At 61.7% G+C, this 19,738-nt stretch carries 12 protein-coding genes and 1 pseudogene; 7 read left to right on the top strand and 6 right to left on the bottom strand.

Going from position 1 to position 19,738, the window contains the following annotated elements:
• Positions 1-201: 201 nt before the first annotated feature.
• The 3 genes from clpB to rluD all read right to left on the bottom strand — a co-directional run bounded on the left by clpB (position 202) and on the right by rluD (position 4,663).
• Complete coding sequence (gene clpB, locus UF78_RS04115) at positions 202-2,772, bottom strand: ATP-dependent chaperone ClpB (RefSeq protein ID WP_045160770.1); 2,571 nt, start codon at positions 2,770-2,772, stop codon at positions 202-204.
• Between the two features lie 185 nt (positions 2,773-2,957).
• Entirely contained in the window at positions 2,958-3,692 is a 735-nt protein-coding gene (gene pgeF / locus UF78_RS04110) for a peptidoglycan editing factor PgeF (RefSeq protein ID WP_045160769.1), read from the bottom strand.
• Positions 3,689-4,663: a 23S rRNA pseudouridine(1911/1915/1917) synthase RluD gene (rluD, locus tag UF78_RS04105; protein WP_045160768.1), complete on the bottom strand. Its 975-nt coding sequence runs from the start codon at positions 4,661-4,663 to the stop codon at positions 3,689-3,691. Before rluD ends, pgeF begins: the two co-directional genes overlap by 4 nt.
• 283 nt (positions 4,664-4,946) lie before the next feature.
• Here rluD and UF78_RS04100 point away from each other — a divergent pair, with 283 nt between their 5' ends.
• The 4 genes from UF78_RS04100 (at position 4,947) to UF78_RS04085 (ending at position 9,315) form a co-directional block, all read left to right on the top strand.
• Complete coding sequence (locus UF78_RS04100) at positions 4,947-5,948, top strand: outer membrane protein assembly factor BamD (RefSeq protein WP_045160767.1); 1,002 nt, start codon at positions 4,947-4,949, stop codon at positions 5,946-5,948.
• A gap of 97 nt (positions 5,949-6,045) precedes the next feature.
• The gene (locus tag UF78_RS04095) at positions 6,046-6,282 is read left to right on the top strand and encodes a PP0621 family protein (protein ID WP_045160766.1); all 237 of its coding nucleotides are present in this window, start codon (positions 6,046-6,048) and stop codon (positions 6,280-6,282) included.
• Entirely contained in the window at positions 6,272-7,864 is a 1,593-nt protein-coding gene (locus tag UF78_RS04090; RefSeq protein WP_045160765.1) for a sensor histidine kinase, read from the top strand. The genes UF78_RS04095 and UF78_RS04090 overlap by 11 nt, the downstream gene beginning before the upstream one ends.
• Positions 7,865-7,974: 110 nt before the next feature.
• The gene (locus tag UF78_RS04085) at positions 7,975-9,315 is read left to right on the top strand and encodes a sigma-54-dependent transcriptional regulator (RefSeq protein ID WP_045160764.1); all 1,341 of its coding nucleotides are present in this window, start codon (positions 7,975-7,977) and stop codon (positions 9,313-9,315) included.
• Positions 9,316-9,353: 38 nt separating this feature from the next.
• Here the strand turns inward: UF78_RS04085 and UF78_RS04080 are convergent, their stop codons facing one another.
• Entirely contained in the window at positions 9,354-10,409 is a 1,056-nt protein-coding gene (locus tag UF78_RS04080) for a DUF2333 family protein (RefSeq protein WP_045160763.1), read from the bottom strand.
• Between the two features lie 214 nt (positions 10,410-10,623).
• Between UF78_RS04080 and UF78_RS04075 the strand changes: the two genes are divergently transcribed.
• Both UF78_RS04075 and UF78_RS04070 read left to right on the top strand, forming a co-directional pair.
• Complete coding sequence (locus UF78_RS04075) at positions 10,624-12,237, top strand: response regulator (RefSeq protein WP_045160762.1); 1,614 nt, start codon at positions 10,624-10,626, stop codon at positions 12,235-12,237.
• Positions 12,238-12,285: 48 nt separating this feature from the next.
• Positions 12,286-14,250 carry a methyl-accepting chemotaxis protein gene (locus UF78_RS04070; RefSeq protein ID WP_045160761.1) on the top strand — a complete coding sequence of 655 codons (1,965 nt, stop codon included), beginning with the start codon at positions 12,286-12,288 and terminating at the stop codon, positions 14,248-14,250.
• Between the two features lie 48 nt (positions 14,251-14,298).
• Here the strand turns inward: UF78_RS04070 and UF78_RS04065 are convergent, their stop codons facing one another.
• The gene (locus tag UF78_RS04065; RefSeq protein ID WP_045160759.1) at positions 14,299-16,584 is read right to left on the bottom strand and encodes a YgiQ family radical SAM protein; all 2,286 of its coding nucleotides are present in this window, start codon (positions 16,582-16,584) and stop codon (positions 14,299-14,301) included.
• A gap of 164 nt (positions 16,585-16,748) precedes the next feature.
• On the opposite strand from UF78_RS04065, the pseudogene UF78_RS04060 reads away from it, so the two are divergent.
• Positions 16,749-18,613 (top strand): annotated as a pseudogene (locus UF78_RS04060) (diguanylate cyclase domain-containing protein).
• On the opposite strand, the gene alr reads toward UF78_RS04060, so the two are convergent.
• Positions 18,601-19,677 carry an alanine racemase gene (alr, locus tag UF78_RS04055; RefSeq protein WP_045160757.1) on the bottom strand — a complete coding sequence of 359 codons (1,077 nt, stop codon included), beginning with the start codon at positions 19,675-19,677 and terminating at the stop codon, positions 18,601-18,603. The pseudogene UF78_RS04060 and the gene alr overlap by 13 nt on opposite strands.
• Between the last annotated feature and the right edge of the window lie 61 nt (positions 19,678-19,738).

Genomic DNA, 19,738 nt, shown 5'->3' with positions numbered 1-19,738 from the left:
GCTCGTTGGATGGTTTGCTGTGCCGCCTTGCAAACCCCCCTCAGAGGCGCGCCATTTTACGGTTCTCGACGCGCCTGTCAACAGAAAAAATGCGATTTACTACAATGCTTTGCGAGTTACCTCAGCCCTCCCGTCGAGCGACGGCAACGAGCCCGTCGCAATGACCTCAGCGCCGCCCGCATGGGCGGCTCTTTGCCAGGCTCACGCTTTGGCGAAGCGGATCTCGTCGCCCTCCACTTTGCCGACGATGGAAGAACCCTGCTCGAACGCGCCAGACAGTATGTTCTGCGCGAGCGGGTTCTCGATCCAGCGCTGGATGGCGCGTTTCAGGGGTCGCGCACCATAGACCGGGTCGTAGCCAACGGCAACCAGCTTGTCCATGGCCTCGTTGCTGAGTTCCAGGCTGAGCTCGCGCTCTGCCAGGCGTTGCCGCAGACGACCGAGCTGGATCTGCGCGATACCTGCGATCTGCTCGCGGGCCAGCGGGTCGAACACCACCACCTCGTCGATACGATTGATGAACTCGGGGCGGAAGTGATTGCTTACCGCATCCATCACGGCTGCGCGTTGAGCATCAGGATCACCCACCAACTCCTGAATCTGGGTCGATCCCAGATTCGACGTCATCACGATCACGGTGTTGCGGAAGTCCACCGTACGCCCATGGCTATCCGTCAGGCGGCCGTCCTCAAGCACTTGCAGCAGAATATTGAACACATCGGGATGCGCCTTCTCGACCTCATCGAGCAGCACTACCGAATAAGGCTTACGGCGCACTGCCTCGGTCAGGTAACCGCCTTCCTCGTAGCCGACGTACCCCGGCGGCGCGCCGATCAGACGTGCGACCGAATGCTTTTCCATGAACTCCGACATGTCGATGCGGATCATCGCCTCCTCGGTATCGAAGAGGAATTCGGCCAGCGCCTTGCACAACTCGGTCTTGCCCACGCCGGTCGGGCCAAGGAATAGGAAGGAACCGCTGGGACGATTCGGATCTGCCAGTCCGGCGCGCGAACGACGCACCGCGTTGGCGACCGAGACAACTGCCTCGTGCTGCCCGATTACGCGCTGATGCAGCAGGTCTTCCATCTTGAGCAACTTCTCGCGCTCGCCTTCGAGCATCTTCGACACTGGAATGCCGGTCCACTTGGAAACGACTTCGGCGATTTCCTCGTCGGTGACCTTGTTGCGCAACAACTGATTCTCGGTCTTACCGTGCTGGTCGACCATTTGCAGGCTGCGCTCCAGATCGGGAATGATGCCGTACTGCAGTTCGGCCATACGCGACAGGTCGCCCTTGCGCCGCGCAGCCTCCAGATCGGCCTTGGCCTGCTCGATCTTCTGCTGCATCTGAGCCGAGCCCTGCACTTCAGCCTTTTCCGACTTCCAGATTTCCTCCAGGTCGGCGTATTCACGCTCCAGCTTGACGATTTCATCATCGAGCTTGGCCAGACGCTTCTTGGTTGCTTCGTCGTCCTCGTTCTTCAGCGCCTCACGCTCGATCTTCAATTGGATCAGGCGGCGATCGAGGCGATCCAGCTCCTCCGGTTTGGAGTCGATTTCCATGCGAATGCGGCTGGCCGCCTCGTCGATCAAATCGATGGCCTTGTCAGGCAGCTGCCGGTCGGTGATGTAGCGATGCGACAGTTTCGCCGCGGCGATGATCGCGCCGTCGGTGATGGAAACGCCGTGGTGCACTTCGTAGCGCTCTTTCAGGCCTCGCAGAATGGCAATGGTGTCCTCCTCGCTCGGCTCATCGACCTGCACGCGCTGGAAACGCCGCTCCAGCGCCGCATCCTTTTCGATGTACTGGCGATACTCATCGAGCGTGGTCGCACCAACACAATGCAGCTCGCCTCTGGCCAGCGCCGGCTTGAGCATGTTGCCCGCATCCATGGCGCCCTCGGCCTTGCCGGCACCGACCATGGTGTGCAGCTCGTCGATGAACAGGATGACCCGCCCTTCCTGCTTGCTCAGCTCGTTGAGCACCGCCTTCAGACGCTCCTCAAACTCACCGCGAAACTTGGCGCCAGCGATCAAAGAGCCCATGTCCAGTGCCAGCAGACGCTTGTCCTTGAGCCCATCCGGCACCTCGCCGTTGACGATGCGCTGGGCCAGACCTTCGACGATCGCGGTCTTGCCGACGCCAGGCTCGCCAATGAGCACGGGGTTGTTCTTGGTACGCCGTTGCAGCACCTGAATGGTTCGGCGGATCTCATCATCGCGACCGATCACCGGATCGAGCTTGCCGTCCTCGGCGCGCTTGGTCATATCGACGGTGTATTTGTCCAGCGCCTGACGCGACTCCTCGGCGTTGGGATCGTTGACCGCATCGCCACCGCGCAGATTGCTGATGGCGTTTTCCAGTGCTTTCTTACTCACTCCCTGGGCCAGCAAGAGCTTGCCCAGTCGGGTATTGCTATCCAGCGCGGCGAGCAGCACCAGTTCGCTGGAGATGTACTGGTCACCCTTCTGCTGCGCCAGTCGGTCAGCCTGGTTCAACAGGCGCGCCAGATCCTGCGACATGTTCATGTCGCCCGTAGGGTTCTGGAGCTTGGGTAACTGATCCAGCTCCTTAGTCAGCGCCTGGCGCAAGCCGTTGATATCGAAGCCCACCTGCATCAACAGCGGCCGGATCGAACCACCCTGCTGATCGAGCAGCGCCTGCATCAAGTGCAACGGTTCGATAGACGGATGGTCGAGGCCGACGGCGATGGATTGGGCATCGGAGAGCGCAAGCTGCAGCTTGCTGGTCAATCGATCGATACGCATGTAATCACCCTTTCTGGTTTGGCAGGCCGGCGCACTCAATCGCACCTCGACAAAAGCCTGCGAGATGGAACTTAGATGAGGTTGATTGTTGGAGATTCAAGCCGAATGGCATTGACGCAGGTCATCTCGGCGACGCACCGCGCGACCTGGCCACCTCAGCGGAGGCACCGAAACAGAACCGGCGCTCAGTCGAGCCAGATCAGGCTGGCGAAGCGACCGGTGCGGGCAGAACGGCGATAGGAATAAAAACGCGGGTCGTTGACCGTACAGAAGCCGCCACCGAACACCGCCGTGACGCCGCAAGCGGCCAGACGGATGCGGGCGAGCTGGTAGATGTCAGCCATGTAGCGGCCGGCGTTGCGGCTGAGGGAAAAGGCTTCGGCTGTGACGGCATGCTGTGACACGAACGCCTCGCGCACCTCCGCACCGACCTCGAAGGCCTCGGGTCCGATCGCTGGGCCGAGCCAGGCTATCAGCTGTGTGCCAGGAGTGCTCATGGATGCAACGGTAGCCTCGAGTATGCCCGCGGCCAGCCCGCGCCAACCCGCATGCGCGGCCGCGACCCGGGTCCCGACGAGGTCACAGAACAGCACCGGCAGACAGTCGGCGGTCAATACCGCGCAGGCGATGCCCGGCGCGCCCGTCCAGCTGGCATCGGCGGTAGGACAGCCGCGCGGATCGGCTTCGACTGCGATATTCGAATGAACCTGACTCATCCAGGCCGGCTCGCAACCGAGCACGCGGCGCAAATTCAGACGATTGGCAGCCACTGCATCCGCGGCGTCGCCAACATGGTCGCCCAGATTGAAACTATCGAAAGGCGCCGGGCTCATCCCACCGCCACGGGTCGTGACGCACGCCCGCACGCGGGCAGGCGCCGGCCACTCGGGACGGATCCAGTCCGCTGGCCAGTCGCTCACCCGACGAACGCCTCACGGTCCTGCTGCAGCAGGGTGAGTAACCAGACGAAATCGTCCGGCAATGGCGACTCCCATTTCAGCCGTTTCCCCGTGACCGGGTGATCGAGTTCGAGGAAGCGCGCGTGCAGGGCCTGGCGCGGGAAATCGCGCAGCGTTTGCACCATGGTCGGATTTGCCGCCGGCGGAATGCGGAAGCGCCCGCTGTACAGCGGATCGCCCACCAGCGGATAGCCGATATGCGTCATGTGCACACGGATCTGGTGCGTGCGGCCGGTCTCCAGCTTGACCCTGACATGCGTATGCGAACGGAAGCGTTCGAGCACGCGGTAATGGCTGACGGCGGGCTTGCCGCCTTCGACCACAGCCATGCGTTGACGCTGCTGACCGTGGCGCCCGATCGGCGCATCGACCGTGCCACCAGTGATGATCACGCCAATGACGATGGCCTCGTAGATGCGACTGACGCTGCGCGCCTGCAGCTGCTCGACCAGACGCGTCTGCGCCTGCAGCGTCTTGGCCACGACCATCAGCCCGGTAGTGTCCTTGTCCAGGCGATGCACAATACCGGCGCGCGGCACATTGATAATGTCCGGCACATGATGCAGCAGGGCATTGAGCAGGGTGCCATCGGCATGACCGGCGGCGGGATGCACCACCAAGCCAGACGGCTTGTTCAATACGAGGATGTGCTCGTCCTCGAAGACGATATCCAGCGGAATGTCCTGGGCCACCCATTCACCCTGTGCCTGCTGTTCGGCAGACAATTCCAGAACCGCGCCGGCATGCACCGTGTCACGCGGGCGCAGCGCGGCGCCATCGACCGTAAGTAGCCCATCCTTGATCCATGCGGCGAGGCGTGACCGGGAATGCTCAGAAAACAGCTGAGCCGCGACCTGATCGAGGCGCTGTCCACCGAGGGCGAACGGCACCTCGGCGCGGAGATGAATGGCCTGGGTGGAGATCGTGGACATAATTAAGGGCGCTTCATAAATAGGGAGAGGCAATAATGCGGTTCGACGAGACAGGCGATCGGCAACTGCGCGCGACAATGGTCGCGATGTTCGGGTCGACTGGCATGCCGCATGGTTGGGCAACCCGCCAAGGAACCTCTTCGACGGAGACACAGGTGGGGCTTTGGTTTCGACAACACGCTTGTGTTTAAATACGGCGTCTTTGTCCCGGCCAGCCGGGGCGCCCATCATAACAGGACGGCTCCGCGCGAGACAGCCAGCCGTCACAGGGACGCAAGCCGCCATGCGAGTGAAACACCTGCTGCTGATCGCCATTTTCGCCCTTACCGCTGCCTGTTCGTCCAACGAAACTATTAGCGAAAACCTCGGCGAAGCGGAACTCTACCGTCAGGCGCAGGCCGACCTGGACAGCAAGAGCTACACCAGCGCTATCAACAAACTGAAGGCTTTGGAATCCCGCTACCCCTTCGGCCGTTTCGCCGAACAGGCGCAGCTGGAACTGATCTACGCCTACTATCGCAACACAGAGCCAGAAGCCGCTCGCTCTTCCGCAGACCGTTTTATCCGCCTGCACCCGCAGCACCCTAGTGTCGACTATGCCTATTACCTCAAAGGGTTGGCCTCCTTCGACCAGGATCGCGGCCTGCTTGCACGCTTTCTGCCGCTGGACATGACCAAGCGTGACCCGGGCGCCGCGCGCGACTCGTTCAATGAATTCGCTCAACTGACCACACGTTTTCCGAACAGTCGCTACGCGCCGGACGCCAAGGCGCGGATGGTCTACCTGCGCAACCTGCTGGCCGCAAACGAGATCCATGTCGCCGACTATTATCTGCGCCGCCAGGCTTATGTCGCCGCTGCCAATCGCGGGCGTTACATCGTAGAAAACTTCCAGGGTACCCCCGCCGTTGGCGATGGCCTGGCGGTCATGACCGAAGCCTACCAGCGCCTGGGGCTGGACGACCTCGCGAACACCAGCCTGGAAACGCTCAAGCTCAACTACCCGGAACATCCAAGCCTGGAAGACGGCAAGTTCGTGCCTCGCCAGCAGGAAGCCGACAATCGGAGCTGGTTGTCCCGCGCCACCCTCGGCCTGATCGAAACGGAAAATAAGGCCCCGGACAGTTCGCAATCCAACCGCGACGTGGTACGTCAGTATGAGAACGCCGCCCAGGATCTTCCGGATGAGCTGCGTCCGGTATTGAGGGATGCTGGAGCGGAAAATGAACAACAAGACGAAGGCCGCTCTTGGTGGAGCTATCTGACCTTCGGCCTGTTCGACTGAGACGCCCACGATACCGGCAACATCGACCAGAGTGCACCACCACGCACGGAGCCTGCCAGATCGGCAGGCCCGCATGGCTTAGCCAGGAAGTAGAAATATGGGTCTGTTTCGCCTGTTGTTCTGGATCGTTCTGATTGCCGCAGCGTTCTGGCTCTGGCGTCGACTGACGAGCAAGCCCACTACGGCCCGTAAACCGCAAGAAACCACCGTGATGACGGTTCGCTGCGCGCAGTGCGGCGTGCACCTGCCGCGTGAACAGGCGCTGCAGAGCCAAGAGCGCTGGTATTGCAGTCAGGCCCACCTGGAACAGGACCGTCAATCGGGTGGGAACTGAGCGCCTGACGTTTCTCGGCCTCCAGGGCCGGCGAATCCTTCGGCTCTACCATCTTTATCGCGTCGCGATCGGCCTCGTGCTGGTCCTGCTCATCAGTAGCGACCTGCACAACGACCTGATGCGCATGATCAACCCGGCGGCGTTTTACCACGGCGCCTGGCTCTATCTGATTCTCAACATCCTCATCGCCGTGCTGCTGCAGAACCCGAAGCGGGAGCTGCCGGTGCTGGCGCTCGCGCTGCTGGACGTCACCCTGCTCGCGGCACTGTTCTATTTCGCCGGCGGCACACCCAGCGGGATCGGCAACCTGCTGATTGTCGCAGTCGCCATCGCCAACATTCTGCTGCACGGGCGCATCGGCTTTTTCATCGCCGCGGTGGCCGCGACCGGCCTCATCTACCTGACCTTCTACCTCAGCCTCAGCGACACCGCGGCCAGCAGTCAGTACGTCCAGGCCGCGGCGCTGGGCACGCTATGCTTTGCCGCCGCGCTGCTGGTGCAAGGCCTGACTCGACGGCTGCAGGTCAGCGAAACACTCGCCCGCCAACGTGCCGAGGAAGTCGCCAATCTCGAAGCGCTGAATGCCCAGATCCTGCAGCGTATGCGCACCGGGATCATCGTGCTCGACCCGCAGGAGCGCGTGCTGCTGGCCAACCAAGGCGCACTTGAGCTGCTCGGCCAGCAATCATTGACCGGCGAGCGTCTGGCCCCTCGCTGCCCCGAGCTGATCAGAGCGCTTCAGCAATGGCGCGACAATCCAACCCTGCGCCCGCGCAACTTCAAGGCAACGCCGGACGGCGCCACGCTGCAACCAAGCTTCGCCGCGCTGCAGCATGGGGTAAAGCAGGACACCCTGATTTTTCTTGAAGACACCTCGCAAATCGCGCAGAAGGCCCAGCAGCTCAAGCTCGCCTCGCTCGGCCGACTAACCGCCAGCATCGCCCACGAGATCCGCAATCCGCTCGGCGCAATCAGTCATGCGGCGCAGCTGCTACAGGAATCCGACGCGCTGGATGCAGGCGATTTGCGTCTGACGCAGATCATTCAGGATCATTCTCGACGCATGAATCTGGTCATCGAGAACGTGCTTCAGCTGTCACGCCGCCGGCAAGCCGAACCGCAGTTGCTGGACCTAAAGTATTGGGTACACCGGTTCGCCAGCGAATTTCGCGAGTCGCTGCCGCCTGACCAGCGCATACACGTGGAAACCCGCGGCAGCTCGCTGCAGACTCGCATGGATCCGAACCAGCTGATCCAGGTGCTGACCAACCTGGTGCAGAACGGCCTGCGCTACAGTGCTCAGAAAAATGGCCAGGCGCAGGTATGGCTGCAGGTATTCCGCGATGAGACCAGCGATTTGCCGGTGCTCGAGGTCCTCGACGACGGGCCCGGTGTGCCGTCCGAGCAACTGCAGAATATCTTCGAGCCCTTCTTCACGACAGAGAACAAGGGCACGGGCCTGGGGCTCTATATTTCACGAGAACTCTGTGAAAGCAATCAAGCACGCCTGGACTATCGTGAACGAGATGAGGGTGGCAGCTGTTTTCGCATCGTTTTCGCGCATCCGCGTAAGCTGAGCTGAGGCGTGCCAAGCAGGCACAGGTCACAATCAGCCACGGTCGCGGTACAAAGCACGCACTGTAGCGTTAACATTGCGGCCCCGCGCCACCCGTCAGCTAAAAGACCGAGACCATGACCGCCCGCCAGAAAGCGCTGATCATCGATGACGAACCCGATATCCGGGAACTCCTGGAGATCACCCTTGGACGCATGAAGCTGGACACCCGCAGCGCCCGCAATCTCAAGGAAGCTCGCGAGTGCCTGGCGCGCGAGCACTATGATTTATGCCTGACTGACATGCGTCTGCCGGACGGCTGCGGACTGGAGTTGGTGCAGTTCATTCAGCAGCAGTATCCGCACCTGCCCGTGGCAATGATCACTGCCTATGGCAGCCTCGACACCGCCATCGGTGCGCTCAAGGCCGGAGCTTTCGATTTTCTGACCAAGCCGGTGGATCTCGGGCGGCTACGCGAACTGGTCAACACCGCGCTGCGGCTGCGTAATCCGAACCCCAACGAGCTGACGGTCGATAGTCGCTTGCTCGGCGCCTCGCCCCCTATGAACGTGCTGCGCAAGCAGATCGGCAAACTGGCGCGCAGCCAGGCGCCGGTCTATATCAGCGGTGAGTCGGGCAGCGGCAAGGAACTGGTGGCACGGCTGATCCATGAGCAGGGCCCACGTCATGAACGTCCATTCGTTCCGGTCAACTGTGGTGCGATCCCGTCGGAATTGATGGAAAGCGAGTTCTTCGGGCATAAGAAAGGCAGTTTCACCGGTGCCATGGAAGACAAACCGGGTCTGTTCCAGGCAGCCAATGGTGGCACGCTGTTTCTCGATGAGGTGGCCGACCTTCCCTTGCCAATGCAAGTGAAGCTGCTGCGCGCCATTCAGGAAAAAGCCGTGCGTTCGGTTGGCGGGTCCAAGGAAGTCGTGGTCGATGTACGGATTCTCTGCGCTACGCATAAGGATCTGGCCAACGAAGTCACCGCTGGGCGTTTTCGCCAGGATTTGTACTATCGCCTGAATGTCATCGAGCTACGTGTGCCGCCGCTGCGCGAGCGCCGCGAAGACATTGCCCAGTTGGCCGAGGTCATGCTCCGTCGCCTCGCCCAGGAATGTGGCGATACGGCCGCCCGCCTGCATCCCGATGCGCTGGCGAAACTGCAGAGCTATCGATTCCCGGGCAACGTACGCGAGCTGGAAAACATGCTGGAGCGCGCCTACACACTCTGTGAAGGTGAGGAAATCAAACCCAGCGATCTGCGCCTGTCCGACGCGCCGGGCATAGCCGAAAACGGCGAGGCAAGCCTTGCGCAGATCGACAATCTCGAAGACCACCTCGAGGAAATCGAGCGCAAGCTGATCATGCAGGCACTGGAGGAAACCCGCTGGAATCGCACCGCGGCGGCCCAGCGTCTGGGCCTGTCGTTCCGCTCCATGCGCTACCGGTTGAAGAAGCTCGGACTGGATTGAACCGCAAGCGGCGGCGGCCCCTAAGAGCCGCCTGAGCTTTACCCCTGCGACAGCAGATTGCGCAGATCGATGATCGCCGCATTGGCCCGCGAGATATAGTTCGCCATCACCAGCGAATGGTTGGCCAGCACACCATAACCGCTGCCGTTGAGCACCATCGGACTCCAGAGCGGCTCCTGTGCCGCCTCGAGTTCACGAATGATCTGCCTGACGCTGATCGCCGCGTTCTTCTTGGCCAACACGTCAGCGAAGTCCACTTCGATGGCACGCAGCAGATGCGACAAGGCCCAAGCTTGCCCTCGCGCTTCGTAAAACACGTTGTCGATCTGCAGCCAGGACGTCTCGACGCGTTGTTCCTCGACCACCTGCTGTACCCCTTCACGTTCCAACTCAGGTGCCACGCGGGCATCCAGGCGTACCCGGCCGACGCTGGCCGACAGTCGCTGCGACAGCGACCCCAGCCGGGTCCCTACATCCCCCAGCCAGTTATTGAGATTGTCGGCGCGCGAATAGAATTGCGCCTTGGGCGCGGGATCGCTCAGGCGTGCCAAATAGCGATCCAGGAAGCGGATGCCGTTACGGTATTCCGATTCGCTAGCCGGCAGCGCCCAGCTGCGATTGTCGAAATTGAACAAGGGTTCGGCCTTGGACAGGTCGGCATCCTCAGTAGACTGGGACTGGGAACGCGCGAAATCCTTGCGTAGCGCACGGCTGAGGTCACGAACCTGAACCAGCACGCCGTATTCCCAGCTGGGCATGTTATCCAGCCACAGGCCGGGAGGCGCGATGTCGTTGGTCAGGTAGCCACCCGGCTTGTCCAGCAGGGTGCTGGCAACCTGCCTGAGCGTTTCGACCGTGGTGTAGCCGTTGACGATCTGCCGTTGTGACGTTTCGGCTGCTTGCCGCACATGCTGTTGCACTGGGAAGCGGTCGGGCTCAGAGCTCCAGTACCAGCCCACCAGCAGCGCAACCAGCAAGTAGAGTCCGATCGCCACGGCGAGAGCCAGCACTAGCGGGTTACGTGTCGCCCCTTCCGCTCTGGCGGTATTTCCCGATGAGCCGAGGCGGCCAAAGCGGTTCTTCCAGTCCAACATGGGCGTCTGTCCTTCTTTCGGAGTTCAAGATTCGACCACCGGTAACGGGGAGCGTTACGGCGTGTGAACCACTATAACGCAGCTCATCCACAGCAAGCCCCATAATGAGAACCAGACCGCTTATACAGCGCCTTTGCAACGCCCATACAGTGGTAGCATCACGCCACCATAGCGACCTCTGAAAGCACTGCGGCAGCGGGCCAGGGAACCGGACATGTCGGACCAGGAAGAACTAAAACAGCACTTCGCGCAACGAGTCATTCATCAGGCACGCGAGGTGCTCGAAGTCTGGCAACAGCTGCAGCGCGGCGAATGGAACGACAACTACCGGACCGCGCTCGCTGACGCCAATCAGCGCTTGCGTCGATTTGCCGAGCGCTTCGAGCAGACCGAGCATCGCCAACTGGCACTCGGCATCGATAGCTGCCTGGCTGATATCAAGGACAACCGCGGACGTTTATCGAGCGACACCATCGCCACGCTCAGTCAATTGGTCTATCGCCTCGCGCGTACCGGTCTTCGTCACGGCGACCCGCGTGGGCAATCGGGCTACGTTCCGCCGTTGAGCAAGCCCGTCTACATCGCGCTGGACGACCATGAGCGCGCCAAGCATGTGGTCCGGCAACTCGAATTCTTCAGCATGGCCGCTCGGGCTTTCACCAGCGACAGCGAATTTCTGGCCGCCATGCATGAGCGCCATCCCGCGGCGCTGGTCATGGATGTCGACTTCAACGGCTCCGGTGAAGGCCTGAAGCTCGCCGAACGCGTGCAGCAAGGTCTGGAGGAGAAGCTGCCATTGATCTTCTTCAGCCATCAGGAAACGGATACCCCGATGCGGCTGGCCGCCGTACGTGCCGGTGGGCTGGAATTCTTTACCGGCACCATTGACGCTTCGAACCTGCTGGAAAAGATCGAAATTTTCACCCGTACCGCCCACTACGAGCCTTTCCGGGTGCTCATCATCGATGATTCACGTGCACAGGCGACGCACACCGAGCGGGTTCTGAACAATGCCGGGATAATCACCCAGACGCTCAACGAGCCGATTCAGGCCATCAACTATTTGGCCGAGTTTCAACCCGACCTGATCATCCTCGACATGTACATGCCTGAATGCATGGGTACCGAGTTGGCCAAGGTGATTCGTCAGCACGAACGCTACGTGAGCGTACCGATCATCTACCTGTCGGCAGAAGACGACCTCGAAAAACAGCTCGATGCGATGAATGAAGGGGGCGATGATTTCCTGACCAAACCGATCAAGCCCAGCCATCTGATCGCCACAGTGCGCACCCGTGCCGAGCGAGCACGCAACCTTAAGGCCAGAATCGTTCGTGATAGCCTCACCGGGCTCTACAACCATACACACAGCCTGCAATTGCTCGAGGATGCCAGCTCACGCGCACGCCGCGACGGCCAGCCACTGTGCTTCGCCATGATCGATATCGACCATTTCAAGAAGGTCAACGACACCTATGGACACCCCATGGGCGACCGGGTCATCAAGAGCCTGGCCCTGTTCCTCAAGCAGCGTCTGCGCAAGACCGACCATATCGGTCGCTATGGCGGCGAGGAGTTCGCTGTGGTGCTGCCAGATACCCAGGCGGAAGACGCGGTGAAAGTGCTCGACGATATCCGTCAGCGTTTTGCCGAGATACGCTATCCGGCGCAACAGGCGGATCTCTGCTGCACCTTCAGTTGTGGTATCGCCGAACTGACGCCAGACGCCGACATCAAGTCGCTGACCCAACAAGCAGATGAAGCGCTTTATCGTGCGAAAAACGCCGGTCGTAACCGAGTAGAGCGGTTCCTCCTGTCACGCGAGTGACATCAAATAGCCATACATTGCTGACCTCCCCAACGACCGGAGGTCAGGATGCGTCTGAAGTCGATCACCACCCTCAACACATGCCTGCTCGTTGCAATCTGCCTCGCATTAGGCATCACGCTCTGGTGGTCGGAGCGGGCGCTACAGCGTCCCTATCAGCTGATGGATCGCTACCTGGGCCTTTCGCAACGCTTCGAACATGAAGTTGCCAGTAACATCCACGGTTATCTAGCTGACGGCAACGCGGTACGCCACAACGCCGCGATGCAGGCGCTGGACAGTCTGGCAGACGATGTAGCGGTCTTGCCGAGCCAGTTCGCCGACCGTCTACGGCCCAGCCTTGCGCAGCTCAATCAGTTCACTGCCACTGAGCTTCTGGCTGCTGGCAAACTCGCCGGAGATCCACAGGGTCTGCTCTTGCAGGCCGAACGGGAGATGGCCGGCGCGCTGGCGCAGTTGCAGCGTTACACGACGCAAAGCACTCAGCCGACTGCAAGCCGATACCAGATGCCCCTGTTCGAGTCCGTCCGCCAGCTGCTGCGCCTCAGCCATGCACGCGGCAAGCTGGTGAGCAGCGGGCGGGACGAATTGGCGACGGAAGTGGGGCAGGCTCTGCAGGCGCTGGGCGAAGAAGCCAGCAAACTTGATTCGCTGCCCCTGCTTGGCATCGCAACCGAACAACGCTCCGGCGCCAGCGCTTTCGCCGCATTGCTTGATCTGGATGACCAACCACAGGGGCCGACCAGCGAAGACCAGGGCATCTCGCTCAAGCGCGACTTGCTCGCTCTGATCAAACGCTATCCCGGCGAGCTTCAGCGGACTCGCGAACTGATCCTCCAGCGCAGCGAACTGTTGGCCAGCAGCGAACAGAAAATCGCCGCCCTGCAACGTGCGCTTGCCGAGCTGGAGCCGGTGATACGCGCCGAGCATGGACGGATCCAATCGGAAGTACGCATTATTCAGGGCACGATCATCGCCCTGATATTGCTGATTGCCCTTGCGATCGATCGCTTGCAGCGCCAGCTGACGCGCGCACTGGGGCAGCTTGTACCCGTCCTTTCAGCCTGGGCGGGAGGTAATTTCGAGAAGCCCATCGGGCTTCGTTTCCGAACGCCGGAAATGAACGAGATCGGTGCCTCGCTCAACCAGCTGCGCAGCTATTTACTCACCCTCGTCGGCACGCTGCGCCAGCATGCCCAGGCGGTAACCGGCAATAGCCGCAGCCTCGCGGAACTGAGCGGTGATCTGCATCAGAGCGCCAGCCGCCAGAACAGCGATACCGCTCAGATTCGAGACTCTCTGGAGGAACTGGAAGCAACCATCCAGGCCGTGGCCAACGGTGCCGGGCAGACGGCCGAAGCCGGTCGCGCCGCAAGCCAGGCGGTCAACCACGGCCAGACCGTCATCAGCAAAAGTCTGACGGGGTTGCATAGTCTGGTTAGCGAAGTGCAAAACAACGCACGCGCGATTGAGCATCTGGCCGACGAAACCGGCACCATCGGCAAAGTGCTGACCGTGATTCGCTCGATCGCCGAGCAGACCAATCTGCTGGCGTTGAATGCCGCGATCGAGGCCGCCAGAGCTGGCGAGCAAGGTCGCGGTTTCGCCGTAGTCGCCGACGAGGTGCGCACACTGGCGCAGCGTACCAGTGGCGCCACCGATGAAATTCAGCAGTTGATCGGCAACCTGCAGCTGGCCGCCCACCAATCCGTCGAGGCCATGCGAACGCAGGTCAATCATGCCGAAGCGACCGCCCAGCTGGCCGAAACCGCCGACTCCGCACTCAATCAGATCGTCGTCACTATCGGCTCAATCGAACATATGGCCGTGCAGATTGCCGATGCCACCGCACAGCAGAGCGAGGCGGTAAGCGAGATCCGCGATCACAGCGAACGCATCCATCAGCTCGGTGACAGCAATCTGGCGCACATCAATCGCGGCCGCGAGCAGAGCGAACGGATGATGCACCTGGCCAGCGAACTGAACCAGGCGACGCTTGCCTTCAAGGACTAAGCGCGCCCTGCCCAGTCGTGAAGTGGCCAGAGCCGCTGATAGCGGCTATCAACGTGGCGCGACGGGACGCTGGGAAGGCTTGCGCCCCTTGCCGGATGGCTTGCCGCCACCGGCAGCTGCCTTGCGCCGGGCCTCGGCCGCGGCCTTGGCCTGCTCGCGCTTGTCCCAAGCATTACCATCATGGCTGCGCGGTGGCAGGCCATTGTGCTGGGTGAGGATCTTGCCGCCCTGCCCGGCCTTCTTGCTACCGACCGGGGTGGAGTTCTTGCGTCGCGCGCTCTGGTAACCCTCGGTGGCTGGCTGGTGCGCCGGGATCAGCTGATGCTTGCCATTGCCGATCAGGTCGGCGCGGCCCATGCGGATCAGCGCCTCACGCAGCATCGGCCAACCTTTGGGATCGTGATAACGCAGAAATGCCTTGTGCAGACGGCGCTGCTCCTCGCTCTTGACCACGGTGACGCCTTCGCTCTTGTAGGTCACCTTGCGCAGCGGATTCTTGCCGGTGTGGTACATCGCAGTAGCCGAGGCCATCGGCGACGGATAGAACGCCTGCACCTGGTCAGCGCGGAAGCCGTTACCCTTCAGCCACAGCGCGAGATTCATCATGTCCTCGTCGGTGGTGCCGGGGTGCGCGGCGATGAAGTACGGGATCAGGTACTGCTCCTTGCCCGCCTCCTTCGAATACTTCTCGAACATCCGCTTGAACTTGTCGTAGCTGCCGATCCCCGGCTTCATCATCTTGTCCAGCGGGCCCCGCTCGGTGTGCTCCGGCGCGATCTTCAGATAGCCACCAACATGATGGGTGACCAGCTCCTTGACGTACTCTGGCGACTCGACGGCGAGATCGTAGCGCAGCCCGGAGGCGATCAGGATCTTCTTCACGCCAGGCAGCGCCCGCGCCTTGCGGTACAGCTCGATCAGCGAACTATGGTCGGTATCGAGATTCTCGCAGATACCGGGGAATACGCAGGACGGTTTGCGGCAGTGCTTCTCGATTTCGTGGCTCTTGCAGGCCAGACGATACATGTTGGCGGTCGGGCCGCCGAGGTCGGAGACCACGCCCGTAAAGCCCGGCACGTTCTTCATCTCCTCGATCTCATGCAGGATCGACTCGTGGGAACGGCTCTGGATGATTCGGCCCTCGTGCTCGGTGATCGAGCAGAAGGTGCAGCCACCGAAGCAGCCACGCATGATATTCACCGAGAAACGGATCATTTCGTAGGCCGGGATCTTCGCCCCGTTATAAGCAGGGTGCGGAACGCGCGCATAGGGCGCGGCGAACACGTAGTCCATCTCCTCGGTGGTCAGCGGAATCGGCGGTGGGTTGAGCCACAGCTCGTGATCATCGTGACGCTGCACCAGTGCGCGGGCGTTGCCGGGGTTGGTCTCCAGGTGCAGCACACGGTTTGCGTGGGCGTATAGCGCCGGGTCGTTGCGCACCTTCTCGAACGACGGCAGGCGGATCACCGTGCGGTCACGCTCGAGTTTCGGGTGCGGCAGCAGCTCGACCGGCTTGGCCTCGTTGGGATCGTCCTGCGGGCCCTTGTCCTTCTCGATGGCGCAGGCAGAAAGGTCCTGGGTATTGACGTAGGGGTTGATGATCTTGTCGATCTTGCCCGGCCGGTCGATACGGGTCGAGTCGATCTCGAACCAGCCGTCCGGCGAATCCTTGCGGATGAACGCGGTGCCGCGCACGTCGGTGATGGCTTCGATCGACTCACCCCGGGCCAGGCGCTGCGCCACTTCGACGATGGCGCGCTCGGCGTTGCCGTAGAGCAGGATGTCGGCCGTGGCGTCCATCAGGATCGAACGACGTACCTTGTCCGACCAGTAATCGTAATGGGCGATGCGGCGCAGCGAGGCCTCGATACCGCCGAGTATCACAGGCACATGTTTGTAGGCCTCCTTGCAGCGTTGGCTGTAGACCAAGCTGGCGCGGTCCGGTCGCTTGCCTGCCAAGCCGCCCGCGGTATAAGCGTCGTCAGAGCGCACCTTGCGATCGGCAGTGTAGCGATTGATCATCGAATCCATGTTGCCGGCAGCAACCCCGAAGAACAGATTCGGCTCGCCGAGCTTCATGAAGTCATCTTTGCTCTGCCAGTCGGGCTGACTGATGATGCCAACGCGAAATCCCTGCGCTTCCAGCAGACGACCGATAATGGCCATGCCAAACGATGGATGGTCGACGTAGGCGTCCCCGGTGACGACGATGATGTCGCACGAATCCCAGCCGAGCTGATCCATCTCCTCCCTGCTCATCGGCAGGAACGGTGCCGGGCCGAAACACTCGGCCCAGTACTTGGGATAGTCGAAAAGGGGCTTGGCTGCGTGCATGGCGAGGAACCGGGGCAACGAAAACGGGCGCGGAATATAGCACAAAAAATGACCAAATCCGACTGCTACGCGGGGTCTTATCGGCCTTCGCGACGGGCGCGCGCCTTGTCACTTTCGCCCGCTATAATCGCGCGACAATATTGCCTCAAGCCCGGGAGTATTCGGTGCGCACCGTCCTTTTCGCCTTGCTTCTGAGCCTTTGCAACCAGGGCTCAGCCCATGCCGAAACCGCCGTCCTCGACGCCAGCGACAGTGGTCGCAGCTTGAACGAGCAGGTTGCGTTGCTGGCGGACCCAGGTGCGCAACTGAGCGTGGCCGACCTGCACCGCCCAGAGGTTCAGGCGCGCTTTCAGCCAGCCGAGGGCAAAGCCAGTGTCGGGCAAAGCCCGCACCCCTGGTGGATCCGCGTCAGCCTGCAACGAAATAGCGACGCGCCATCGCAGTGGTGGCTGGAGGTCGGATCGGTCACCCTTAAGGACCTCCGCATCTATTTGCCGGACGGCAACGGCGGCTGGATTGAGCGGCAATCCGGAGAGCTGGTGAGTTTTGACGAAGGACGTGACCATGCCTATCGGCGCATGCTGTTCGCCTTCCGCAGCTCAGCGACCAACAGCCATCAACCTTCTATCTGCGCAGCTACGACCCGGCCGGCAATTCCTTTCCACTCAAGGTCTGGCAGCTCGACGCGTTGCAGGAACAGGCGGTAGGCGAGAACCTGTTTCTCGGCCTGATTTATGGCGTCATCCTGGCGATGCTGTTGTACAACCTGTTCATCTTTCTCAGCCTGCACGACAACGCCTACTTCTGGTATGTGGTAACGACCAGCGGCGCGTTACTGATGATCCTGGCGATGACCGGCCATGGCTTTCAGTACCTCTGGCCGGACGGCCCGGTACCCTTCTGGCTCGACCGCATCAGCATCCCGGCGCTATGGGGTTTCAGTGCCTGCCGCTTCACCCAGACGCTTTTGCAGACGCGCCAGTTCGTGCCCTGGGCGCACCGCCTACTGACCTTTGCCTTGACCCTTTATGTCACCGCCGTGCTGCTCAATGCCTTTGGCTGGCGCGCGTTCGGCGCCTGGGTATTCGTGGCGCTGGCGCTCACCGCCATCCCTGCCTCGCTGTGGGCGTCGTTCCGTCGCTGGCGTCAGGGTTACTTCCCAGCATTGCTTTATCTGCTCGGTTTCGGCGTGATCCTAGGTAGCGTCAATCTGCTTTTGCTACGTGCCACCGGTGTGGTTCAGCCCGCGGCCTGGAACGCCTACCTCTTCCCACTGGCGGTGACCGCGGAATCCATCCTGTTCTCCTTCGCGCTGGCCTACCGCATCCAGATCCTCAAGCAGGAGCGGGCAGCAGCTCTGGAACATGCCGATAAGGAAAAGACCGCACGACTGAAACAGGTTCAAGCCAGCGCCGAGCAGCTCAGCCTCGCCGTGGAAACCCGCACCGCCGAGCTCGCCGAAGCCAACCGACATCTCAGCGAACGGGAGGTCGAATTGAAGCAGGTCGCCTTCCACGACCCGCTGACCGAGCTGCCCAACCGCCGCTATCTCATCGAGCGTGTCGAGATGGCGTTGAGCGACGCTCGACGCCGCCACGAATCCGTCGCCCTGCTGCTGATCGACCTGGACCATTTCAAACCTATCAACGACAAGCACGGCCACGATGCCGGCGACCTGCTGCTGCGCACGTTAGGCCAGCGCCTTGCCAGCCAGCTTCGCGACAACGACATGGCAGCCCGCCTCGGCGGCGATGAGTTCGCCGTGCTGTTGACTGGTCCAAATGTAGAGCAGGTAGCCGGACGCATCGCCGAGCGATTGCTGCAGGAGCTGTCGCAACCCGTACCCCATGGCGAGATTAGCCTGGCGGTCACGATCAGCGTTGGCGCTGCGTTCTTTCCCCATCACGCGGAGGACTTCGCTCAGCTCTACAAGGCAGCGGACCAGGCGCTCTACCGCGCCAAGCATCAAGGCCGCGGGAAGTGGATGCAGCAGGATGGGCAACGAGCGTCGGAGAATCAGCCAACGTAGCGGCGCGGCACCCGGCCGGTGACTTTGGTCAGCAGCTCGTAGCCGATAGTCCCGCAGGCCTGCGCCAGTTCGTCGATCGGCATTTGCGCACCCCACAACTCCACCGCATCACCGAGCTGCGCCTGCGGCACGTCGGTTAGATCGACGGCCAGCATATCCATCGACACCCGACCGGTCAGCGGCACGCGCTGGCCATGGATCACCACCGAGGTGCCGGAAGGGGCGGTGCGCGGATAGCCATCGGCGTACCCACAGCTGACGGTGCCAATCCGCGAGGCGCGCTGTGCCACCCAACCGGCACCGTAGCCCACACTTTCACCAGGCTGCAGCTCACGAATCGCGATCAGCGCGCCTGTCAGCGTCATCGCGGGCTTGAGCCCTAGCGTCTGCGCGCTCAGCTCTGAGAAAGGCGTGGCGCCGTACAGCATGATACCGGGACGAATCCAGGCCATGTGCGCCTGGGGCAGCGTCAGCACAGCGGCTGAGTTGGCCAGCGAACAATTGTCGAACGCCAATTCCAGCAGCTCGCCACAGCGCTCCAACTGAAGCCCGGTCAGCGGATGGCCGCGCTCGTCGGCGCAGGCAAAGTGGCTGATCAGATTCAGCTCGGCAACCTGTCCCAATCCTTTGAGCTGCGCATGGCACAGGCGCAGGCCTTCCAGGGTGAAGCCCAGCCTGTGCATGCCCGAGTCGAGCTTCAGCCAGACGTTCAGTGGACGGGACAGATCAGCGGCTAGCAACCATTCGGCCTGGCGCTGGTCCTGTATGGCGACATCCAGCCCCAACTCGGCGGCTCGCAAATACTCGGCGGGCTCGAAACAGCCTTCGAGCAGCAGAATCCGCGCGCCCGGCGCGCTGGCGCGAATATCTTCGGCCTCTTCCAGGCAAGCCACGGCAAAACCGTCGGCAATCTCACGCAACGCTGTCACCGTCTCGCGCGCGCCATGCCCATAGGCGTTGGCCTTGACCACCGCAAATGCCTGGCGACCGGGAGCGCAACGTTTGGCCAAGAGATAATTGTGACGAAGCGCGGACAGATCGATGGTTGCAACTAGGGGGCGCATGGAGCGGGCTCTGCGGGGGTACTGGAGCCAATCATCTTAACTCTCGCCCCTCAAGCTGCAA

This window comes from Stutzerimonas stutzeri, assembly GCF_000952685.1.
Taxonomy (GTDB): domain Bacteria; phylum Pseudomonadota; class Gammaproteobacteria; order Pseudomonadales; family Pseudomonadaceae; genus Stutzerimonas; species Stutzerimonas stutzeri_E.
This window is presented reverse-complemented; position numbering and strand designations above follow the sequence as displayed.

Excerpts from the sequence above, each read along its gene's own strand:
- UF78_RS04100 (WP_045160767.1), top strand. The coding sequence starts at position 4,947 with ATGCGAGTGAAACACCTGCTGCTGATCGCCATTTTCGCCCTTACCGCT.
- UF78_RS04080 (WP_045160763.1), bottom strand. The coding sequence starts at position 10,409 with ATGTTGGACTGGAAGAACCGCTTTGGCCGCCTCGGCTCATCGGGAAAT.
- rluD (WP_045160768.1), bottom strand. The coding sequence starts at position 4,663 with ATGTCCACGATCTCCACCCAGGCCATTCATCTCCGCGCCGAGGTGCCG.
- UF78_RS04085 (WP_045160764.1), top strand. The coding sequence starts at position 7,975 with ATGACCGCCCGCCAGAAAGCGCTGATCATCGATGACGAACCCGATATC.
- clpB (WP_045160770.1), bottom strand. The coding sequence starts at position 2,772 with ATGCGTATCGATCGATTGACCAGCAAGCTGCAGCTTGCGCTCTCCGAT.
- UF78_RS04065 (WP_045160759.1), bottom strand. The coding sequence starts at position 16,584 with ATGCACGCAGCCAAGCCCCTTTTCGACTATCCCAAGTACTGGGCCGAG.
- UF78_RS04095 (WP_045160766.1), top strand. The coding sequence starts at position 6,046 with ATGGGTCTGTTTCGCCTGTTGTTCTGGATCGTTCTGATTGCCGCAGCG.
- alr (WP_045160757.1), bottom strand. The coding sequence starts at position 19,677 with ATGCGCCCCCTAGTTGCAACCATCGATCTGTCCGCGCTTCGTCACAAT.
- UF78_RS04075 (WP_045160762.1), top strand. The coding sequence starts at position 10,624 with ATGTCGGACCAGGAAGAACTAAAACAGCACTTCGCGCAACGAGTCATT.
- UF78_RS04070 (WP_045160761.1), top strand. The coding sequence starts at position 12,286 with ATGCGTCTGAAGTCGATCACCACCCTCAACACATGCCTGCTCGTTGCA.